The following is an 18,078-nucleotide window of genomic DNA, read 5'->3' as shown; positions in this document are numbered from 1 at the left end:
GGGTCACTGACTGGCTTTTTTATTGGCGCCTGCCGGGCAGGCGCCATTGTGGACTGCGGACTTAGCCTATCAGGCTGGCCCAGAGGTCGTACTCGTCCGCCTCGTCGATGCGGACCTTGACCAGATCACCGGGCTTCAGATCGGTTTCGCCGTTCAGGTAGACCAGGCCGTCGATCTCGGGGGCGTCGGCGAAGGATCGGCCAGTGGCGCCCTCTTCGTCCACTTCGTCGATCAGCACTGTCATCTCCTGGCCGACCTTGCGGGCCAGCTTGCGAACGGAGACCTGCTGCTGCAGCTCCATAAAGCGCTGGAAGCGCTCTTCCTGAACCTCTTCCGGTACCGGATCCGGCAGCTCGTTGGCTTTGGCGCCTTCGACCGGGCTGTATTTGAAGCAGCCGACCCTGTCCAGTTCCGCCTTGTCGATGAAGTCCAGCAGCATCTGGAACTCTTCTTCGGTCTCGCCGGGGAAGCCGACGATGAAGGTGGAGCGCAGGGTGATCTCGGGGCAGATCTCGCGCCACTTCTGGATCCGCTCCAGGGTACGCTCGACGGTACCCGGGCGCTTCATCAATTTGAGGATGCGCGGGCTGGCGTGTTGCAGCGGTATGTCTAGGTAGGGCAGCACCTTGCCGTCGCGCATCAGCGGTATGATGTCATCCACGTGCGGGTAGGGGTAGACGTAGTGCAGGCGTACCCAGATGTCGAGCTTGGCCAGCTCTTCGCACAGGGCGACCATGCTGGTCTTGACCGGCATGCCGTCGTAGAAACCGGTGCGGTGCTTCACATCGACGCCATAGGCGGAGGTGTCCTGGGAGATCACCAGGATTTCCTTCACACCGGCCTCTTTCAGGCGCTTGGCTTCCGCCAGTACTTCGCCGATGGGGCGGCTCACCAGATCCCCGCGCATGGAGGGGATGATGCAGAAGGTGCAGCGGTGGTTGCAGCCTTCGGAAATCTTCAGATAGGCGTAGTGGCGCGGAGTCAGTTTGACGCCGTGGGCCGGCACCAGGCTGGTGAAGGGGTTGTGGGTCGGCTTGGCCACGTATTTGTGGACGTGACCCAGTACCTCTTCATAGGCGTGGGGGCCGGTGATCTCGAGCACCTTGGGGTGGATCTCGCGGATCTGGTTCTCTTTGGCGCCGAGGCAGCCGGTGACTATCACCTTGCCGTTCTCGGCAAGGGCTTCGCCGATGGCTTCCAGCGACTCTTGCACCGCGCTGTCGATAAAGCCGCAGGTGTTGACCACCACCAGCTCCGCATCATCATAGCTGGGCACCACATCGTACCCTTCGGTACGCAGCTGGGTCAGGATGCGCTCGGAATCGACCAGATTTTTGGGGCAACCCAAGGAGACGAATCCTACTTTGGGGGCCTGTTTTGTGTTGGACATCGCTCAATCACTCTTAGGTGGCTCTCTTATAAGGGCGCGGATTTTACCGGAATGGCTAACCAAAAACTATACAGCCAGCACGGTAGAACGGAACAATATCTCTGGCGGAGGCAGATTCCCCTACACAGCACCCAAGCACTGCGCCAGCCAGGCTACCCCTTTTGGGTGCATCTCGACTGGGCCAGCCGAATCGTCGACCCGCTCACATCTTGTTGAGTTTTCAGTTAACGAGATGGGGGCTGCTGATGGGCGTCACTATACTCCCAACAGGCACACCAGCAGGGAGGACGGGATGGAGAGCTCATTTGGCGAGAGAATGCAGCATCTGCATGCCACGCTCAGGCAGCGCTTTGACAAGTTGAGCCGGGTGGCCATCGCTATCTATGACCCGCATACGGACAGGCTCAAGACCTTTGCCCACAGCACCGAGGGGAGCTCTCCTCTGGTGCAGTACGAGGTCAAACTGAGCGAGGTGCCCTCCCTGCGCTATCTGGCGGAACACAAACAGCCCAGGGTGCTCGACAGTCTGGACTCCCTGCTGGGGTCGAGCTCGGAGCACAGCCGCAAGCTGCTGGAAGCGGGGTATGCCTCCAGCTACACGGAGCCGCTGCTGTTCAACAGCAAGTTGTTCGGTTTTCTGTTTTGCGATGCCAGGGAGCCCGGTTATTTCGATGCACCCATTCGCACCGAGCTGGCGACCTATGCCCAGATGCTGGCAGCCATCATAGCCGTTGAGTTTTTCTCCATTCAGACCCTGAGTGGCGCCCTCACCACGGCGCGGGAGTTCAGCCGTTATCGGGATGAGGAGACCGCCAACCACCTGCGCCGGATGTCGGCCTACTCCCGGCTGATCGCCCGCTCTGTGGCGACGCGCCATTCGCTGAGCGACGAGGAGGTGGAGTTTATCTACCTCTTTTCCGAGCTGCACGACATCGGCAAGATTGCGGTGCCCGATGCCATTCTGCTCAAGCCGGGCAAGCTGACACCGGAGGAGTTCGAGATCATGAAGATCCACCCCGGCAAGGGGCGGGAGATGATTGCCCTGATGATCAGTGAATTTGGCCTCGATGGCATTTATCACACCGACATGTTGAAAAACATCATCGCCTGCCATCATGAGCGTTTTGACGGCACAGGTTACCCGCAGGGGCTGGCGGGGGAGGCTATTCCTCTGGCGGCGCGCATCGTTGCGGTGGCAGATGTGTTCGATGCTCTCACCAGCGAGCGTCCTTACAAACAGGCCTGGCCGTTTGACAGGGCGTTTGCCTATCTGGAGGAGCATGCCGGCAGCCAGTTTGACCCCGTCTGCGTGGAAGCCGCGCTTCGCAACAAGGAGGCGTTTCGCACCATACATCAGCAGTATCAGGAGCCCGCCACCAGCCAGGTCGGCAGCGATATTTCGAGACCTGGCCGTGGTTCAAGCCACTGATGTCAGCAATTTGCCCCAGTCTTGCCGGTTCTCACCTTTCTACTTGGGTTCAGGTTCGCTTATCTGGTAGAGGTGATCGGCGCAGGCGTTCGCGCAGCCACAGGGGCGCACCGCTTTATCCGCGCGCTTTTGCGCCAGCCTGTACTGGCGCCACCAGAGCAGGGAGCCCATGGCGACGATCAGCACAAAGGCGGCCAGTATGGTGATCAGCAGCAGTGACATGAGTTTGCCTCCTTGGTGTTGTGGCACCCTGTGTTCCCTTCGCCGCAGCAGCCTCCCTGACAAGGGGGACGCTCAGCACCGTCATGGCCATCGCGTTTGATGGCGTGGATGACGGGTTTGCCAGCATGGTGCTGTGACCTGCGGCCCTGGCTTGGCTCGGTCAGAGGTTGCAAATTTCCCTCAGCCAGCAGTGCCGGCCACGGCAGTCGCGCCGAGCGACACTGCACCACCTGCATGCCGCCGGTCAACAAGCGTCCCAGCATTCGCTCACCGATATTGCGTACTACTACCTGGTTGACCTGATGAGCCTTGAGGGTGACCAGCAGCGCCTGTTTGCCGCCACAACCCTCACCGGCTGCCGGGTTGGGCAGGGTGGCGAGCACAGTGCCCTCGGGGCTGACTATTTGCAGCTGTTCGGCGCGGGTAAAGTGACTGGCCAGCTGGCCCCGGGTCAGCATGACGGCGCGGTTGGCTGCTGGCGCCATCATCAGGCCATGTTCTGTATTCATTGGGATATGTCTCCACTGGTGTCGGGCTCGCTCGCCTGCATCATCAAGGCTTTGCCCTGGCTCAGACAGTCCACCACCTTGTAGCGGGCTTTTTTAAGGATGTTGGCCAGGGTCTGACGAGATATCCCCATCACGACGGCGGCCTCCTGTTGCTGCATGCCTTCCAGATCCACCAGGCGCAGTGCCTCGAATTCGTCGGCAGCGAGGGCGACCTGTTCCAGCTGGTGCATGGGGCGGCCATTGGGTTTGAAGCAACTGTTGGCGGGGCGGCCACAGATCTGGCGGGCAATCTTGGGTCTGGGCATAAGCACTCCTATTTGGCATATGCCATTTATACGCCGGGCAATCAGGGTATGCAAATGAATAAAACATGTGTTTTCATTGCATATCAGGGACGAAGGCCCTGTTACAGTGCGCTGGTCGCAAGATGGTTGGGTCTGGCTGTGCAACGATCAGTGCTCGTTCCCGGGAGGGACGAGCTGCTTGTCTCACGCATGTTAATCGTACGTATCTTGCTGAAATAATGAGTTATTGATGAAAATTCAAGGTGAATGACATGAACAAAGCGATGGCCACCAAGGTGTTTGAATCCCTCTCCTCCGGCATTCGGCTCGATGTCTGGCGTCTGCTGGTGAAAGCGGGCCTGGAGGGACGGGTGGCCGGGGAGCTTTCCAGCAGTCTCGATATCGCCCCCAACACACTGTCATTTCACCTCAAGGCCATGTTGCACGCCGGCTTGCTGTCGGTGGAACAAGAGGGTCGCTTCCTGCGTTATCGCGCCAACATCCCTCTCATGCTGGCATTGATAGGCTACCTCACGGAGGAGTGCTGCGCCGGTCACCCCGAGGCATGCGGCATGATGCGTGCCGAGTCCAGTTGTTCCCCTCATGTTCTGCCTGCCAACGCCTGCTGCGACAAGGGATAACGCCAGCGCCGTCATGGGGGAACTGACCCTTTCAACCAAGCTTGCCGGGCATCTCGGATACCGGATTGGGTGCTCAGGTGTTCATATGAGGTCAGGCCGTGCGTCATCCACTGACTGGTGTTGTGGGCCTCACACTTATCCGGCGGTCCCTTATTCTGCTACTGTGAGGGTCAGCTCATCACAGATGATGGAGAACCCATGAAGATTCGATTCCTGGTATTGGCAACGACATTGGCGCTGGCCTCGACCCCCATCCTGGCCGATTGGGCCAAGGTAAAGGAGGCCGCCGCCGACCTCGGCACGGCTGTGAGCGACACCAGCAAGGAGGCGTGGCGGAGCGTGACCGATTTCTCCAAGGCGACCTGGGCGTCCGTCTCCCAGTGGGGCTCGGAGGCGTTCAATACCGCCGGGGCCTGGACCGACAAGAGCATAGCAACCGGCAAGGAGTGGCTGGTGGTAGCCGACAAGAAGCTCGACGAGATGCGTGAGCCCAAGACGGCCGACGAGGCGCGGCTTGCCCTCGATACCATGGCCGATACCGCGCTGGTGCGACTGTTCAACGAACAACCCTCTGCCAAGTTGTTGTTTGACCGGGCGTATGGCTATGCGGTGTTCGATTCACGCAAGTTCTCCCTGATGTTGCAAACCAATCAGGGGGCAGGGGTGGCGATCAATCGCGGCAGCGGCCAGCACACCTACATGAAAATGCTGGGCGCAGGCCTCTCGGCCGGCCTTGGCGGCAAGTTCTACCAGCAGGTGATCCTGTTTGAAGACAAGGCCAGGTTCGATGCCTTCGTGACCAAGGGCTGGGAGGCGACCTCAGAGGTGGGGGCGGTCGCGGGCAAGGAGAGCGCCGGACTCACCGCCAAGTACAATGGCGGCATGGCCATCTATCAGATCGGCGAGACGGGGCTGCTGCTCGATGCCAGCATCTCGGGATCCAAATACTGGGTGGACAAGGATCTGACCCGGTAGGCCCCTATTTCCTTCACAACATGGCTCGCATTATGCGGGCCATTTTATTGCCTTCATTCCGCACTGATGACCACATCGACTCTCGTCTACCCATGTTTTTTCGCCGTCATCTCCTGATACTGGTAGCTTGCAACGCATTGGCACTCTAATTGCTTGTTGGATGCCAGCGTCAATGATTTGTCTGGGGATGAGATATGGAAATTAGTGCAAGCAGCCTGATGCAAGAGATGCAGGCTCTCAAGGTTGAAGCTGGTGCCACGCCGCTGACTCAGCCCGGTCGTCAGGTCACCTCTGACTTTGGTCAGTTGCTGCAGCAGGCGCTCGGCAACGTCAACGAACTGCAAGGCGCCGCCAATGATCTGCGCACCCGTTTCGATATGGGTGACAAGTCAGTCGATCTGTCCGATGTGATGATCGCCGGCCAGAAATCCTCTATCGCCTTCGAGGCAACGGTGCAGGTGCGCAACAAGATGGTCGATGCCTACAAGACCATCATGAACATGCCGGTATAAGAGATTACTGAATATCATGCACATGTCAGCAATAAGGACATAAATCGTGGCTACTGACCAAAATGGCGAACTGCTGATCAACGAGGAGAGCTCCGCTGCCCTCGATGAGAACGAGCAAAAGAGTTCAGCTCTCGGCTTCCTGTCCAACACGGATGTGCTGCGGCAAATTACCCTGATCCTGGGGCTGGCCATCTGTCTGGCGATCGCCGTTTTCATCCTGTTGTGGGGCAAGGAGCCGGACATGCGTCCCCTTGGCACCTACAGCACCCAGGAGCTGGTCAAGACCCTGGACTACCTTGACGCCCAGAAGATCCCCTATGAGGTGGATGGCAAGAGCGTGCTGGTCAGCGCCGAAAAATATGCCGATATCCGCCTGCGCCTGACCCGCGCCGGCCTTGCCACCAATACCGATGCCAGCAACGATGGCGAGTCCATCCTGCTCAAGGATTCCAGCTTTGGCGTCAGCCAGCGCATGGAGACGGAGCGTCTCAAGTTAAGCCGCGAGCGCCAGTTGGCGAGCGCCATCGAGCAGTTCCAGAACGTGGCCAAGGCCCAGGTGCTGCTGGCCATTCCCAAGGACAACGTGTTCGCCCGCAACGAGCGCAAACCCAGTGCGACCGTGGTGCTGAGCCTCAAGGGCAATGCTCTTGGTCAGGGGGAAGTGGATTCCATCGTCGACATGGTCGCCTCCGCCGTACATGGCCTGGAGCCGACCCGTGTCACTGTGACCGATCAGAACGGTCGCCTGCTCAATTCCGGTTCGCAAGATCCTGTCTCTGCCCAGACCCGCAAGGAGTTTGCGATGCAGCAGAAGCAGGAAGTGGAATACAAACAAAAAATTGACGCCATCCTGATACCCGTACTGGGCGCCGACAATTATACGGCGGAGGTTGACCTCTCCCTCGACTTCTCCCAGCAGGAGCAGACCCGCAAGACCTATAACCCGGACCTGCCTGCCGTGCGTTCCGAGATGACGCTGGAAGAGAACAGTGCAAGTGGCAGCAACGGCGGTGTGCCGGGTGCTCTCACCAATCAGCCACCCGCAGCCTCGAATATTCCCGAGGAAGCCGCAGGCGGAGATGGCGGAGCCGCCTCTTCCTCCGGTCGTTCCCGCAAGGAAGCAACCCGCAACTTCGAACTGGATACCACCGTCAGCCATATTCGCCGCCAGATGGGGGGTATTCGCCGCATGACAGTCTCGGTAGCCGTGGATTACAAGTCCATCGCCGGTGCCGATGGCGCCGTCACCCGTGAGGCCCGTTCCCAGGCCGAACTCGATACCCTGCGTCGTCTGTTGAGCGGCGGGCTTGGCTTTGATGTGACCCGCGGTGATACTCTGGAAGTGGTCGCCATTCCGTTCAACCGTCCCGAGCTTGAAAATGTGGCCGACGCGCCCATCTACGAGCAACCCTGGTTCTGGCGTGCGGTGCGCATAGCGGCCTCAGTGCTGGTCATCATAGTGTTGATCGTCACAGTGGTACGCCCCATGCTCAAGCGTCTGCTTTACCCGGATGCACGACCGGAAGGGGATCTGGATCTGGACAACAGCATAGTGCTGGGTGGGGATGACGAGCTCAGTCTGCTGGCCGCTCAGGCCGAGTCCGAGCCGGTATTCGGCGTACGTGACGGCCATTTGAAACTGCCGGATCTGCACCGTGACGAGGATCTGCTCAAGGCGGTACGTGCGCTGGTGGCGAACGAACCGGATCTGGCCGCACAGGTCATTAAAGAATGGGTAAGCAACAAAGATGCCTGAAGAAATTAAGACCCAAGTCACCGGTAATGACATTACCGAGGGACAGCGCCTGATCCTGGATCAGATGAGCGGGATGGAGATGGCGGCCGTATTGATGCTGAGCCTCAATGAAGAGGATGCCGCCCAGATCTTCCGTCACCTTGAGCCCAAGCAGGTACAGCGACTCGGTATGTCGATGGCCTCCATGTCTGACTTCAGCCACGATCGGGTGGCGGCGGTGCATCGTCAATTCATCGACGATATCCAGAAGTACACCAACATCGGCATCGGCAGCGAAGACTTCGTGCGCAAGGCGCTGGTGGCGGCCCTTGGCGAAGACAAAGCCAGCAACCTGGTGGATCAAATCATATTGGGTTCGGGCTCCCGCGGCCTCGACTCCCTCAAGTGGATGGATGCACGCCAGGTGGCCAGCATCATCCTGAACGAACACCCGCAGATCCAGACAATCGTATTGTCCTATCTGGAGCCTGAGCAGTCGGCCGAGATCCTGAGCCAGTTCCCGGAGCAGGTGCGCCTGGATCTGGTGATGCGGATCGCCAACCTGGAAGAGGTGCAACCGGCGGCGTTACAAGAGTTGAATGACATCATGGAGAAACAGTTCGCCGGTGCGGCGGGTGCCCAGGCAGCCAAGATGGGCGGCTTGAAGGCGGCAGCCAACATCATGAACTACCTGGATACCAACATCGAAGGCCAGCTGATGGACTCCATCCGCGAGTCGGACGAAGAGATGAGCCAGCAGATCCAGGATTTGATGTTCGTGTTCGAGAACCTCATCGACGTGGACGACCGCGGTATCCAGACCATGCTGCGGGAAGTGCCGGGCGAGCTGCTGCAACGGGCGCTCAAGGGCTCGGACGATCAGATGCGCGAGAAGATTTTCAAGAACATGTCCAAGCGGGCCGCCGAGATGCTGGCGGACGATCTGGAGGCCATGGGGCCAATACGGGTCTCCGAGGTGGAAGCTGCCCAGAAAGAGATCCTCTCCATCGCCCGCCGTCTGGCGGATGCCGGCGAGATTATGCTGGGCGCCGGTGGCGGCGAGGAGTTCCTCTAAACCATGAACCATCAAGTGTTCGGTTTCGTTGGCCCGCAAATGACCGTGGCGAGGGGCGCATTTAAAGCATGAACAACAAGCTGCGTGGTTATGTTCGCCCTGACGGGGATGATACCCGGGTCGAGGCGTGGGGTTGGCCGGAGATGGAAGTCGAGGCCGCTGTCGAGACCAATGCCCTGGGTTATTCTCCCGACTGGTATCAGCAGGAAGAAGAAGTGCCGGTGGAAGAACCGGTTCCCGAACCTACCCCCAGCATAACGGCAGAAGAGCTGGAAGCCATCCGTCAGGCCGCCTGGGATGAAGGCATGGCCGAAGGTCAGGCCAGCGGATTCGCCAAGGGACTGGAGGAGGGCAAGCTGGAAGGCTTGCAACAAGGCCACCAGGCCGGGCTCGAGCAGGGCAAGGAGGAGGGGCTGGCTCTGGCCCGCGAGCAGGTGGAACAGCAGATGGCCCATTGGCAGTCGCTGATCGACCGCCTTGCCAATCCTCTCCATGAGCTGGATCAGGCGGTGGAGCAGCAGCTCATCTCGCTGGTGATGCAACTGGCCCGCACCCTCATGCGGCACGAGGCAGAGACCTCGCCCCGTATCCTGCTGGAAGCGCTCAAGCAGGGGCTGGCCTTGTTGCCGGCCGCCGAGCAGGGCGTCACCCTGATGCTGCATCCTGATGACATTGCCCGAGTCGAGCAGGCGTTTGGGGTGGAAGAGTGCGCCAAGCGTCACTGGCGGTTGCAAAGCGATCCCACTCTCTCCCCCGGTGATCTGCAACTGGCGACCGAGCTTTCCAGCGTCGATTTGACCCTGCAGGGGCGTATCGATCAGCTGCTGCGCAGTTTCTTGCGAGACAATGCGTCTCGGGACTTGCCGAATAATTGACACCGGGCTGGCGCCAGCGGGCCCGGTTGACTTTTCTCTCTCAGGAGGCCAGATGAGCGGCTCGTTACTCACTCGGTTGCAAGGGTATCGGGTCCGCGATACCGCGCCCAAGCCGCCCGTCGCCGGTAAATTGACCCGGGTGGTGGGACTCACGCTGGAGGCCATTGGCTGCCGCGCGGCCATCGGTGCCCTCTGTCGCATCGATACCCAGGATGGCGAGTTGGAGGCCGAGGTGGTGGGCTTTTCTGGCGATCGCCTGTTCCTGATGCCAAGCGAACAGCTCAAGGGGGTCATTCCTGGTGCCCGTGTGGTACCCATGACCGAAGAGCACGGCATTCCGGTCGGCATGAACCTGCTCGGGCGGGTCATCGACGGTATAGGCCAGCCGCTGGACGGGCTTGGTCCCATTCTCTCGTCCCAGACGGTGCAATTTGCCCAGCACCGTATCAATCCGCTCTCCCGTCGCCCCATCCATCAGCCGATGGACGTAGGGGTGCGCGCCATCAATGCCGTGCTGACGGTAGGGCAGGGCCAGCGGATGGGACTGTTTGCCGGCTCCGGCGTCGGCAAATCCGTGTTGCTCGGCATGATGACACGCGGCTCGGTGGCGGATGTGGTGGTGGTGGGCCTCATCGGTGAACGGGGCCGGGAAGTGAAAGAGTTTATCGAAGACATATTGGGGGAGGAGGGGCGTGCCCGCTCCGTGGTGGTGGCGGCGCCGGCCGATGCCTCACCCCTGATGCGCCTCAAGGGGTGCGAGACGGCGCTCGCCATCGCCGAGTATTTTCGCGATCAGGGCCTCAATGTGCTGCTGCTGATGGACTCCCTTACCCGCTATGCCCAGGCCCAGCGTGAAATCGCACTGGCGGTGGGTGAGCCGCCGGCGACCAAGGGCTATCCGCCATCGGTCTTTGCCAAATTACCGGCGCTGGTGGAGCGAGCGGGCAACGGTAGCGACGGTCAGGGCTCCATTACGGCGTTTTTCACCGTCTTGACCGAGGGGGATGACTTGCAAGATCCCATCGCCGATGCGGCGCGGGCCATCCTAGACGGCCACATAGTCCTGTCGCGGGAGCTGGCCGATGCAGGCCACTATCCGGCCATCGATATCGAAAAATCCATCAGTCGTGTCATGCCCATGGTCACCTCACCCGAGCACATGGATTTGGCGCGCACCCTCAAGCAGTTTTACTCCCTCTATCAGCAGAACCGGGATCTCATCACCATAGGTGCTTACAGCCAAGGATCTGACCCTCGCATCGACCGTGCCATCGTTCACAAACCTTACCTGGATCAGTTCTTGCAACAGGGTATGCGCGAGGTCATTCACTATGATGAGGGCCTGCAATCCCTGCAACTGGTGGCCATGCCACTGATGCGTTGACGATGTAGTAAGGGTGGAGCGCGCTCATGAGTAAAGGGTTGGTGATGTTGTCCGAGCGGTTGCTTGAGGCCGAACAGCAGGCGGGGTTGGCACTGGCCAAGGCCCAGCAGGATCTGAAAATCTTCATGGAGCAGCAGGAAGCGCTCAATCAGTACCGCCAGATTTACCATCAACAGTGGACCGACCGTGGCTTGCAGGGCATAGGTGCCCAGCAGAATGCCCAGTATCACGCTTTTATCAGCAAGCTCGAACAGGCGGCCACCCAGCAGTATGAAGGGGTGAGGCAAGTGCGTCAGGCGCTGGAACTGCGACGGCAAGAGTGGCTGTCAGCCCAGCAGAGGCGCAAGGCGGTGGAGTTGTTGCTGGCCAAGCAGGCCGGGCGTGAGCAGCAGAAGGCTCAGCGTCAGGAGCAGAAGATGCTGGATGAGTACGCCATGCTGCGCCGTTTTCATCATTCTGGCCTGTAACTTGCTTTATTCTGACCATCCAGTGTGCGCCTCACCCCCTCTCTTTCGCGTGAGGGCTGCCCCCGAACCCGATTGCCGTCAGGGACCTTCATCATGATGCAGACATTGTTAACCAATACCCCCTCCGCTTCGGCTGCGCCCTCTGCCGATAAAAACGCGTCGCTCATCTCATCGTCCGATAAAGGTGATCAGTCCTCGCAGAGCGATCTGAAGGGGGGCTTTTCCGATGAGATGGTCAAGGCTCAGCAGGCGGATAAGGCAACAGGTGCCAGGCAGGGCAGCAAAGTGGCTGCCGGTGAGCAAGTCGCCTCCGATCCGCTGGTCAAGGAGACGGTCGTCACTGACAAGGGGGAAGGTCGCAAGCATGGTGATGCCAAATCTTTGGCGGATACCACAGGGGAGACGGCCGCCACGGACGACAAGGAGAAAAAAATGGACGAGGCTGAGAGCAGTGCCTCTCCCATTGATTTCTTGCAGCGTCTGCAAGACGCCCTCAAGCAGGATACCAGTCTCGTCTCCCCCGCCGTTCTCAACCTTGCCCCGGCTGTGGAAGGTGACGGCAATATGTTGCCGCAAGAAGGTGAGGCCACCGCATCTGCCGATGCGCTGGCGCTTGAGGGCAAACAAGGTGATGGCAAGCAGGCCGCGGCCGGTGAGGCCGCCTTGCTGGCGCAACAGGCAGCCAGCCTGCTCAAGGGGGCGGATGCAGGGGCCGCGGCTGCAAACGATGAAACGCCTGCTACCGAAACCGTGAATGGGGATACGTCCGCTGCCATGGCGGCTGAGCTGAGGGGTGATGAAAAGGGCAAAGACACGGCGAGTGCCGACAAGGGCGGCAAGGCCGCACTTTCCGATGCTGAACGGACCGCCTTGCTGAGCAAGATGTTGCCGACCGAAGCGGTGGATAAAGCCCCTAAAGGCGAGGGGAAAAATCCTGTCGAAGCTGATGGCAACCCCAAACCCGCCATCCCCCCTATGGGTCACAAGGAGGGGGCTGAAAAGCCATCTCCTCTGTACGCCATGAATCAGGCCGTGCCTGCTCAGGCGGGCGCCACCAGGTCGTTTGAAGAGGGATTGGGCCGGGCCGACAGTGGCACCACAACCTCGACCGATGCCGCACAGACCCAGGTTGTCACTGAAGAGGGTGAGCAAGCCAAGGCTGCCCCTGCCGCCAAATCAGATAGCCAGGCTGTTGCATCCAGCATGGCGACAGCCGCTCAGACGACACCGGTTGCACACGCTGCCGAGCCTGTATTGACGGCGCCGCAACAGGCGCTGGCCAGCAGTGAATCACAAGGGCCGCAAGCATCACTGAACGCCTTGTCGGCCGGTCTCAAGCAGATGGAAGCCAGCGATGCGCCCAAGACCAAGACGGACGTCAAACTCGATGTGAAGCAGAAGGTGGCCGAGCTTGGTAGAAACAGCGCTCTGGGCACAGAGTCCACTACCCAGGACAACAACCACAGCCAGCAGGTGCAGCAAAACAGTCAGCCCCAGGCCGTGAACAATGACAGCAAGTCGACCACAGACATATCGGCGCGGCGGGATCCCCAGCATTTGGCTCACCTCAAGCTGGCCAGTCCGGAGACCCCTGTCCAGTTGCATCAGAAGGTCAACCTGATGCTGACGGACAAGTTGCAGCAGGCAGAGATCCAGCTCGATCCTCTGGGTCTTGGCAAGATGAAAATCCAGATCCAGATGGGGGCCGACAACCAAGCCAATGTGCACTTTGTGGTACAGCATGGACAGACCCGCGAAATGCTGGAGCAAGCCATGCCCCGCCTGCGTGATATGCTGGCTGGACAGGGCATCCAGCTTGGTCAGACTCTGGTGCAACAACAGCCACAGCAGCAGTCTCAGGGACAGTCCGCTTTTTCCGGCCAGGGCCAGTCAGGTCAACATGGCAGCGGATCGTTTTCCGAAACAGGCCAAACTGAGGCAGAGGTCACGGCGGCAGGCAGTCGTTTGTCGATGGAATCGACAAACGACGTCGGAATTGATTTCTATGCTTGATGCCAGCCTGAGTAAGTTTATGATATCGAACAAGTTTGAGACTAGGGTGGACAAGGGATGGCAGATGACAACGAACTGACGCTTAAAGATCCGGCGGCAGGCAAGAAAAAGAAGCTGATCATAATCATCGCCCTGGCCGTGATAGTGCTGGCGGGCGGCGGTGCTGGTGCCTGGTTCATGCTCTCCGGCTCCGACAAGCCGGCGGCTGACGCTGCGGCCGAAGGGGCAGATGCCAAGCCGAAAGACGCGGCACCGAAACCTTCGCTCTATGTGGGCATGCCGCGTCCCTTCGTGTTCAACGTCTCGGGCGCACAGCGGGATCGATTGGTGCAGATCAAGGTGCAGTTGATGGTGCGTGGCACCGCCGACGAGAACCTGGCCAAGCAAAATATCCCCCTGATTGAAGGCACCTTGCTGCGGATCTTCAGTGCCGCCACCAGCGAGCAGCTGATGACTTTCGAAGGCAAGGAGAAGCTGCGCAAGGATTCACTGGAAGAGTGCCGTCGGGTGCTGGGTGACCTGGTCTCTTCCCCCGTTATCGAACAAGTGCTGTTTACCGGCTTTGTAATGCAATAAGGGTGAAGCGTGAGCGATCTGTTAAGTCAGGACGAAATTGATGCCCTCTTGCACGGTGTCGATGATGTCGAAGAGGAAGAGATAGGCGCAGCGGGGGATCCCGGTGTTGCCCAGTTTGACTTCTCCTCCCAGGACCGCATCGTCCGTGGCCGCATGCCGACCCTGGAGCTGGTGAACGAGCGCTTTGCCCGTCACATGCGGATCAGCCTGTTCAACATGATGCGCCGCACCGCCGAGGTTTCCATCAACGGCGTGCAGATGCTCAAATTCGGCGAATATGTACATACACTGTTCGTACCGACCAGCCTGAACATGGTGCGTTTTCGTCCGCTCAAGGGCACGGCACTCATCACCATGGAGGCCCGACTGGTCTTCATCCTGGTGGAAAACTTCTTTGGCGGCGATGGTCGCTACCACGCCAAGATCGAGGGTCGCGAGTTCACACCCACCGAGCGCCGCATCATACAGATGCTGCTCAAGCTGGTGTTCGAGGATTACAAGGACGCCTGGGCCCCCGTCATGGACGTGGGCTTCGAATACCTCGACTCCGAGGTGAACCCTGCCATGGCCAACATCGTCAGTCCCACCGAGGTGATAGTGGTGAGCTCCTTCCACATCGAGCTTGATGGGGGCGGCGGTGACTTTCACGTGGCCATGCCTTACTCCATGCTGGAGCCCATCCGCGAACTGCTGGATGCTGGTGTGCAGAGCGACAAGGGTGACACGGACGTACGCTGGAGCAAGGCGCTGCGCGACGAGATCATGGACGTCAAGGTCGAGCTCAGAGCCAAACTGCTGGAGACGGACTTGACACTGCGCGAGCTGATGGAGCTCAAGCCCGGTGACATAATCCCGGTGGAGATGCCTGAGAACCTGCTGGTCTATGTGGAAGATTTGCCCACCTTCCATGCCAAGATGGGGCGGACCAAGGATAACGTGGCCCTCAAGATTACCGACAAACTCAAGCGCCCTGAAGGGGTCAAGACAGAAATGCATCTGGTGACCCGGGGCGGCATACGTATCGATGGTGAGGCCGAGCTGGAAGAGCTCGAGCGCAGCATCGAAGATCAACAGCGATAATCGACAGTCTGTCACGACAGATGGTCACGAATGAGCATAAGGAAGCAAGATGAGCGGAACTGATGAAGAGGATCTGATGGCGGACGCCTGGGCAGCCGCACTGGAAGAGCAGGTGATTGCCGAAGCCAAACCCGCTCCCCTCGAGGAGCTCACCGATGACGCCCCCATCAGTGCCGAGGAGCGGCGCAAACTCGACACCATTCTGGATATTCCGGTCACCATCGCCATGGAAGTGGGCCGCAGCCAGATCAGCATCCGCAACTTGCTGCAACTGAACCAGGGATCTGTGGTGGAGCTGGATCGGGTGGCGGGTGAGCCGCTGGACGTGCTGGTCAACGGCACCCTGATCGCCCACGGCGAGGTGGTGGTAGTGAACGACAAGTTCGGTATCCGTCTGACCGATGTCATCAGCCAGATTGAAAGGATCAAGAAACTCAAATGACCTGCACCATTGCGCTGACCGATGTCATCATCACTCAGGCCGACAGGATCCAGAAACTCACATGATCCGCGCGCTCCCGTTACTCTTGTTATCCTGCCCTGTACTGGCCAATCCGGGGGCGGGAGCCAATCCTCCCAGCCTCACCTCCTGGTTGCTCTCCAGCCTGATGGTGATCGGCCTCATCCTGGTGCTGGGCTTTCTGCTCAAGAAGAGCAAGATAGCCAACGCCATGGGGGGCGGTCAGATGCGTGTCATCGCCAGCCTGCCGGTGGGTTATAAAGAGAAGCTGCTGGTGGTCAAGGTGGGTGAACAGCAGTTGTTGATCGGGGTGACACCGCAGCAGGTCAATTTTCTCTATCGCCTGGATACGCCGCTGGACGAGAGCCAGCCCCAGGCGTTTTCCCAGCAACTTGGCAAACTGATGGGCAAACATGAAAAAAGCTGACGGCTTGAGGTTACCAATGGGGCTGCTGGTCGGCCTGTTATCAACGCTGGCGCTGTTCTCGCCGCTGGCGTTGGCCCAGGATGGCATGTCGGCCGTGACCATCAAGACCCTGGCGGATGGCAGTCAGGAATACAGCCTGACCCTGCAAGTGCTGGCGCTGATGACGGCGCTATCTTTCTTGCCTGCGGTTGTCATCATGATGACCTCGTTTACCCGCATCATCATAGTGCTTGGCATATTGCGCCAGGCGATCGGTTTGCAGCAGAGCCCCTCCAACCAGGTGTTGATCGGCATTGCCCTCTTCATGTCGTTTTTCATCATGTCCCCCGTGCTGGATCGGATCAACGACGAGGCGCTGCAACCCTATCTGGCCGAGACCATTCAGGCCAGGGAGGCGCTGGAGAGGGCCGAACTGCCCATCCATCAGTTCATGCTCTCCCAGACCCGGATCAAGGATCTTAATACCTTCATGGAAATCGCCGACGTGCAGGTGGATAAACCCGCCGAGGTGCCACTGCGCGTGCTGATCCCGGCGTTTGTGACCAGCGAGCTGAAGACGGCATTCCAGATAGGCTTCATGTTGTTTTTGCCCTTCCTGGTGATCGATCTGGTGGTGGCCAGTATCCTGATGGCCATGGGTATGATGATGCTGTCACCCATGCTGGTTTCCCTGCCATTCAAATTGATGCTGTTCGTCATGGTGGATGGCTGGAACCTGATACTGGGCTCTCTGGCCAACAGTTTCGGCCTGGGCGCCGGTGGTTAAGTCGGACAAACGCAAGGAGCAAGGAGCATGAGTCCGGAAACCTTTGTCGACGTATTCCGTGAGGCACTCTGGCTGGTGACCATCATGGTGTGCGCCGTGATTTTACCGAGTTTGATGATAGGTCTGGTGGTGGCCATCTTTCAGGCCGCTACCTCCATCAACGAACAGACCTTGAGCTTCCTGCCGCGTCTCATCGTCACCCTGTTTGCACTGGGGGCGGGGGCGCACTGGGGCTTGCAGAGCCTGATGGATTTCTTCCTGCTGATGGTGAGTCAAATTCCCCAGGTGGTGGGATGATGCACTCCACGGCGTTGCCAGGATTACCGTCTGACAGCCTGCTGCTGATGGCGGTACCTTGCGATAGTCCCAAGGTGGCGGTATGACCTACACGACCGCTCTTATCATGGAGTGGTTGTCTTCCATCCTCTGGCCGTTGGCGCGGGTGAGCGGCCTCTTGATGGTGATGGCGGTGTTCGGCAGCCGCCTGACGCCGGCCCGGATCCGTATCGGGCTGGCGCTGGCACTGACCTTCATGATCGCCCCCTTGTTGCCTCCCATGCCCAAGGTTGAGTTGTTCTCCGTCGGCAGTTTTCTGGTATTGACCCAGCAGCTGCTCATCGGCATTGCCCTCGGCCTCATGACCCAGTTTCTGATGGAGAGTTTCGTGATGGCCGGTCAGGTCATCGCCATGCAGACCAGTCTGGGTTTTGCGACCCTGTTGGACCCCATGAATGGCCAGTCGGCCCCTGTGGTAGGTCAGTTCTACCTGATGCTGGCAACCCTGGTGTTTCTGGCGGTGGATGGTCACCTCATCATGTTGCGCATGGTCGTGCTGAGTTTCGAGACCTTGCCGGTCTCAGAGACCGGGCTCACCCTGCCTGCCATCCGCAGTCTGGTCGGTTTTTTGGGGGTCATGTACCAGGCCTCTCTGGTGATGGCGCTGTCGGCCATAGTCGCGCTGCTGCTCATCAACTTTTCGTTCGGTGTCATGACCCGGGCGGCACCCCAGCTCAACATCTTCAGTATCGGTTTTGCGGTCAGCATGATGTCCGGCCTCTTCATCCTCTGGCTCACCATAGGCGGTTTTCTCGGTCACTTCGATTCCATGTGGGAGCGGGTGCAGGAGACCAGCTGCGAGCTGATTAATGTCCAGTGCTTCGGTGATCAGAATGGTTGATTGCGCGTGGCTTGGTACCAAACTGCTTCACTTCCTCTGGAGGCGATTGCTGCTGAGCCGCGTCCGGTGTTGCGGAGGTCA

Annotated in this window: 21 protein-coding genes; 17 read left to right on the top strand and 4 right to left on the bottom strand. The window is 59.4% G+C overall.

Annotated elements, in window-relative coordinates; translation table 11 throughout:
• Positions 1-61: 61 nt before the first annotated feature.
• Positions 62-1,390 (bottom strand): 30S ribosomal protein S12 methylthiotransferase RimO, encoded by a 1,329-nt coding sequence (gene rimO / locus GWQ31_RS01320; RefSeq protein ID WP_275908461.1) that lies wholly within the window; start codon positions 1,388-1,390, stop codon positions 62-64.
• 292 nt (positions 1,391-1,682) lie between these two features.
• Here rimO and GWQ31_RS01315 point away from each other — a divergent pair, with 292 nt between their 5' ends.
• A complete protein-coding gene (locus tag GWQ31_RS01315) occupies positions 1,683-2,819 on the top strand; it encodes an HD domain-containing phosphohydrolase (RefSeq protein ID WP_275908460.1) in 1,137 nt (378 codons plus the stop codon).
• A gap of 39 nt (positions 2,820-2,858) precedes the next feature.
• Here GWQ31_RS01315 and GWQ31_RS01310 read toward each other — a convergent pair whose 3' ends face one another.
• Genes GWQ31_RS01310 through GWQ31_RS01300 form a run of 3 tightly spaced genes read right to left on the bottom strand, consistent with a single transcriptional unit; the run spans position 2,859 to position 3,855 of the window.
• Entirely contained in the window at positions 2,859-3,041 is a 183-nt protein-coding gene (locus GWQ31_RS01310) for a hypothetical protein (protein WP_275908459.1), read from the bottom strand.
• The gene (locus GWQ31_RS01305) at positions 3,026-3,550 is read right to left on the bottom strand and encodes a NifB/NifX family molybdenum-iron cluster-binding protein (RefSeq protein ID WP_212539053.1); all 525 of its coding nucleotides are present in this window, start codon (positions 3,548-3,550) and stop codon (positions 3,026-3,028) included. The genes GWQ31_RS01310 and GWQ31_RS01305 overlap by 16 nt, the downstream gene beginning before the upstream one ends.
• Positions 3,547-3,855: a DUF134 domain-containing protein gene (locus GWQ31_RS01300; protein WP_275908458.1), complete on the bottom strand. Its 309-nt coding sequence runs from the start codon at positions 3,853-3,855 to the stop codon at positions 3,547-3,549. Before GWQ31_RS01300 ends, GWQ31_RS01305 begins: the two co-directional genes overlap by 4 nt.
• 251 nt (positions 3,856-4,106) lie before the next feature.
• Between GWQ31_RS01300 and GWQ31_RS01295 the strand changes: the two genes are divergently transcribed.
• The 16 genes from GWQ31_RS01295 to fliR all read left to right on the top strand — a co-directional run bounded on the left by GWQ31_RS01295 (position 4,107) and on the right by fliR (position 17,997).
• A complete protein-coding gene (locus GWQ31_RS01295) occupies positions 4,107-4,475 on the top strand; it encodes a helix-turn-helix domain-containing protein (RefSeq protein ID WP_021138432.1) in 369 nt (122 codons plus the stop codon).
• A gap of 198 nt (positions 4,476-4,673) precedes the next feature.
• The gene (locus GWQ31_RS01290; protein ID WP_021138433.1) at positions 4,674-5,450 is read left to right on the top strand and encodes a hypothetical protein; all 777 of its coding nucleotides are present in this window, start codon (positions 4,674-4,676) and stop codon (positions 5,448-5,450) included.
• A 194-nt stretch (positions 5,451-5,644) separates the two neighbouring features.
• On the top strand, positions 5,645-5,962 hold the full coding sequence (fliE, locus tag GWQ31_RS01285; RefSeq protein WP_011898507.1) for a flagellar hook-basal body complex protein FliE: 318 nt from the start codon (positions 5,645-5,647) through the stop codon (positions 5,960-5,962).
• Between the two features lie 46 nt (positions 5,963-6,008).
• Entirely contained in the window at positions 6,009-7,718 is a 1,710-nt protein-coding gene (gene fliF, locus GWQ31_RS01280) for a flagellar basal-body MS-ring/collar protein FliF (protein WP_005319335.1), read from the top strand.
• Positions 7,711-8,772 (top strand): flagellar motor switch protein FliG, encoded by a 1,062-nt coding sequence (fliG, locus tag GWQ31_RS01275; protein ID WP_017412370.1) that lies wholly within the window; start codon positions 7,711-7,713, stop codon positions 8,770-8,772. Before fliF ends, fliG begins: the two co-directional genes overlap by 8 nt.
• Positions 8,773-8,840: 68 nt before the next feature.
• A complete protein-coding gene (gene fliH, locus GWQ31_RS01270) occupies positions 8,841-9,647 on the top strand; it encodes a flagellar assembly protein FliH (RefSeq protein ID WP_111587482.1) in 807 nt (268 codons plus the stop codon).
• Positions 9,648-9,699: 52 nt separating this feature from the next.
• Positions 9,700-11,031, top strand: coding sequence for a flagellar protein export ATPase FliI (gene fliI, locus GWQ31_RS01265; RefSeq protein ID WP_005319328.1), 1,332 nt, complete (start codon positions 9,700-9,702; stop codon positions 11,029-11,031).
• A gap of 26 nt (positions 11,032-11,057) precedes the next feature.
• Entirely contained in the window at positions 11,058-11,498 is a 441-nt protein-coding gene (gene fliJ / locus GWQ31_RS01260; RefSeq protein ID WP_005319326.1) for a flagellar export protein FliJ, read from the top strand.
• A gap of 93 nt (positions 11,499-11,591) precedes the next feature.
• Positions 11,592-13,511: a flagellar hook-length control protein FliK gene (locus GWQ31_RS01255; protein WP_275908457.1), complete on the top strand. Its 1,920-nt coding sequence runs from the start codon at positions 11,592-11,594 to the stop codon at positions 13,509-13,511.
• Positions 13,512-13,568: 57 nt separating this feature from the next.
• Positions 13,569-14,087, top strand: a complete 519-nt coding sequence (fliL, locus tag GWQ31_RS01250; RefSeq protein WP_021138437.1) for a flagellar basal body-associated protein FliL — start codon at positions 13,569-13,571, stop codon at positions 14,085-14,087.
• A 9-nt stretch (positions 14,088-14,096) separates the two neighbouring features.
• Positions 14,097-15,167 (top strand): flagellar motor switch protein FliM, encoded by a 1,071-nt coding sequence (fliM, locus tag GWQ31_RS01245; protein WP_005319319.1) that lies wholly within the window; start codon positions 14,097-14,099, stop codon positions 15,165-15,167.
• 49 nt (positions 15,168-15,216) lie between these two features.
• Positions 15,217-15,609, top strand: coding sequence for a flagellar motor switch protein FliN (gene fliN, locus GWQ31_RS01240; protein ID WP_017412373.1), 393 nt, complete (start codon positions 15,217-15,219; stop codon positions 15,607-15,609).
• A 61-nt stretch (positions 15,610-15,670) separates the two neighbouring features.
• Positions 15,671-16,054 (top strand): flagellar biosynthetic protein FliO, encoded by a 384-nt coding sequence (gene fliO, locus GWQ31_RS01235; protein ID WP_005319315.1) that lies wholly within the window; start codon positions 15,671-15,673, stop codon positions 16,052-16,054.
• A complete protein-coding gene (gene fliP / locus GWQ31_RS01230; protein ID WP_034523503.1) occupies positions 16,041-16,820 on the top strand; it encodes a flagellar type III secretion system pore protein FliP in 780 nt (259 codons plus the stop codon). The genes fliO and fliP overlap by 14 nt, the downstream gene beginning before the upstream one ends.
• A 27-nt stretch (positions 16,821-16,847) precedes the next feature.
• Positions 16,848-17,117 carry a flagellar biosynthesis protein FliQ gene (gene fliQ, locus GWQ31_RS01225; protein WP_021138440.1) on the top strand — a complete coding sequence of 90 codons (270 nt, stop codon included), beginning with the start codon at positions 16,848-16,850 and terminating at the stop codon, positions 17,115-17,117.
• Positions 17,118-17,199: 82 nt separating this feature from the next.
• Positions 17,200-17,997, top strand: coding sequence for a flagellar biosynthetic protein FliR (gene fliR, locus GWQ31_RS01220; RefSeq protein WP_275908456.1), 798 nt, complete (start codon positions 17,200-17,202; stop codon positions 17,995-17,997).
• Positions 17,998-18,078: the final 81 nt, after the last annotated feature.

The organism is Aeromonas sp. 2MA4, from assembly GCF_029237305.1.
Taxonomy (GTDB): domain Bacteria; phylum Pseudomonadota; class Gammaproteobacteria; order Enterobacterales; family Aeromonadaceae; genus Aeromonas; species Aeromonas salmonicida.
This window is presented reverse-complemented; position numbering and strand designations above follow the sequence as displayed.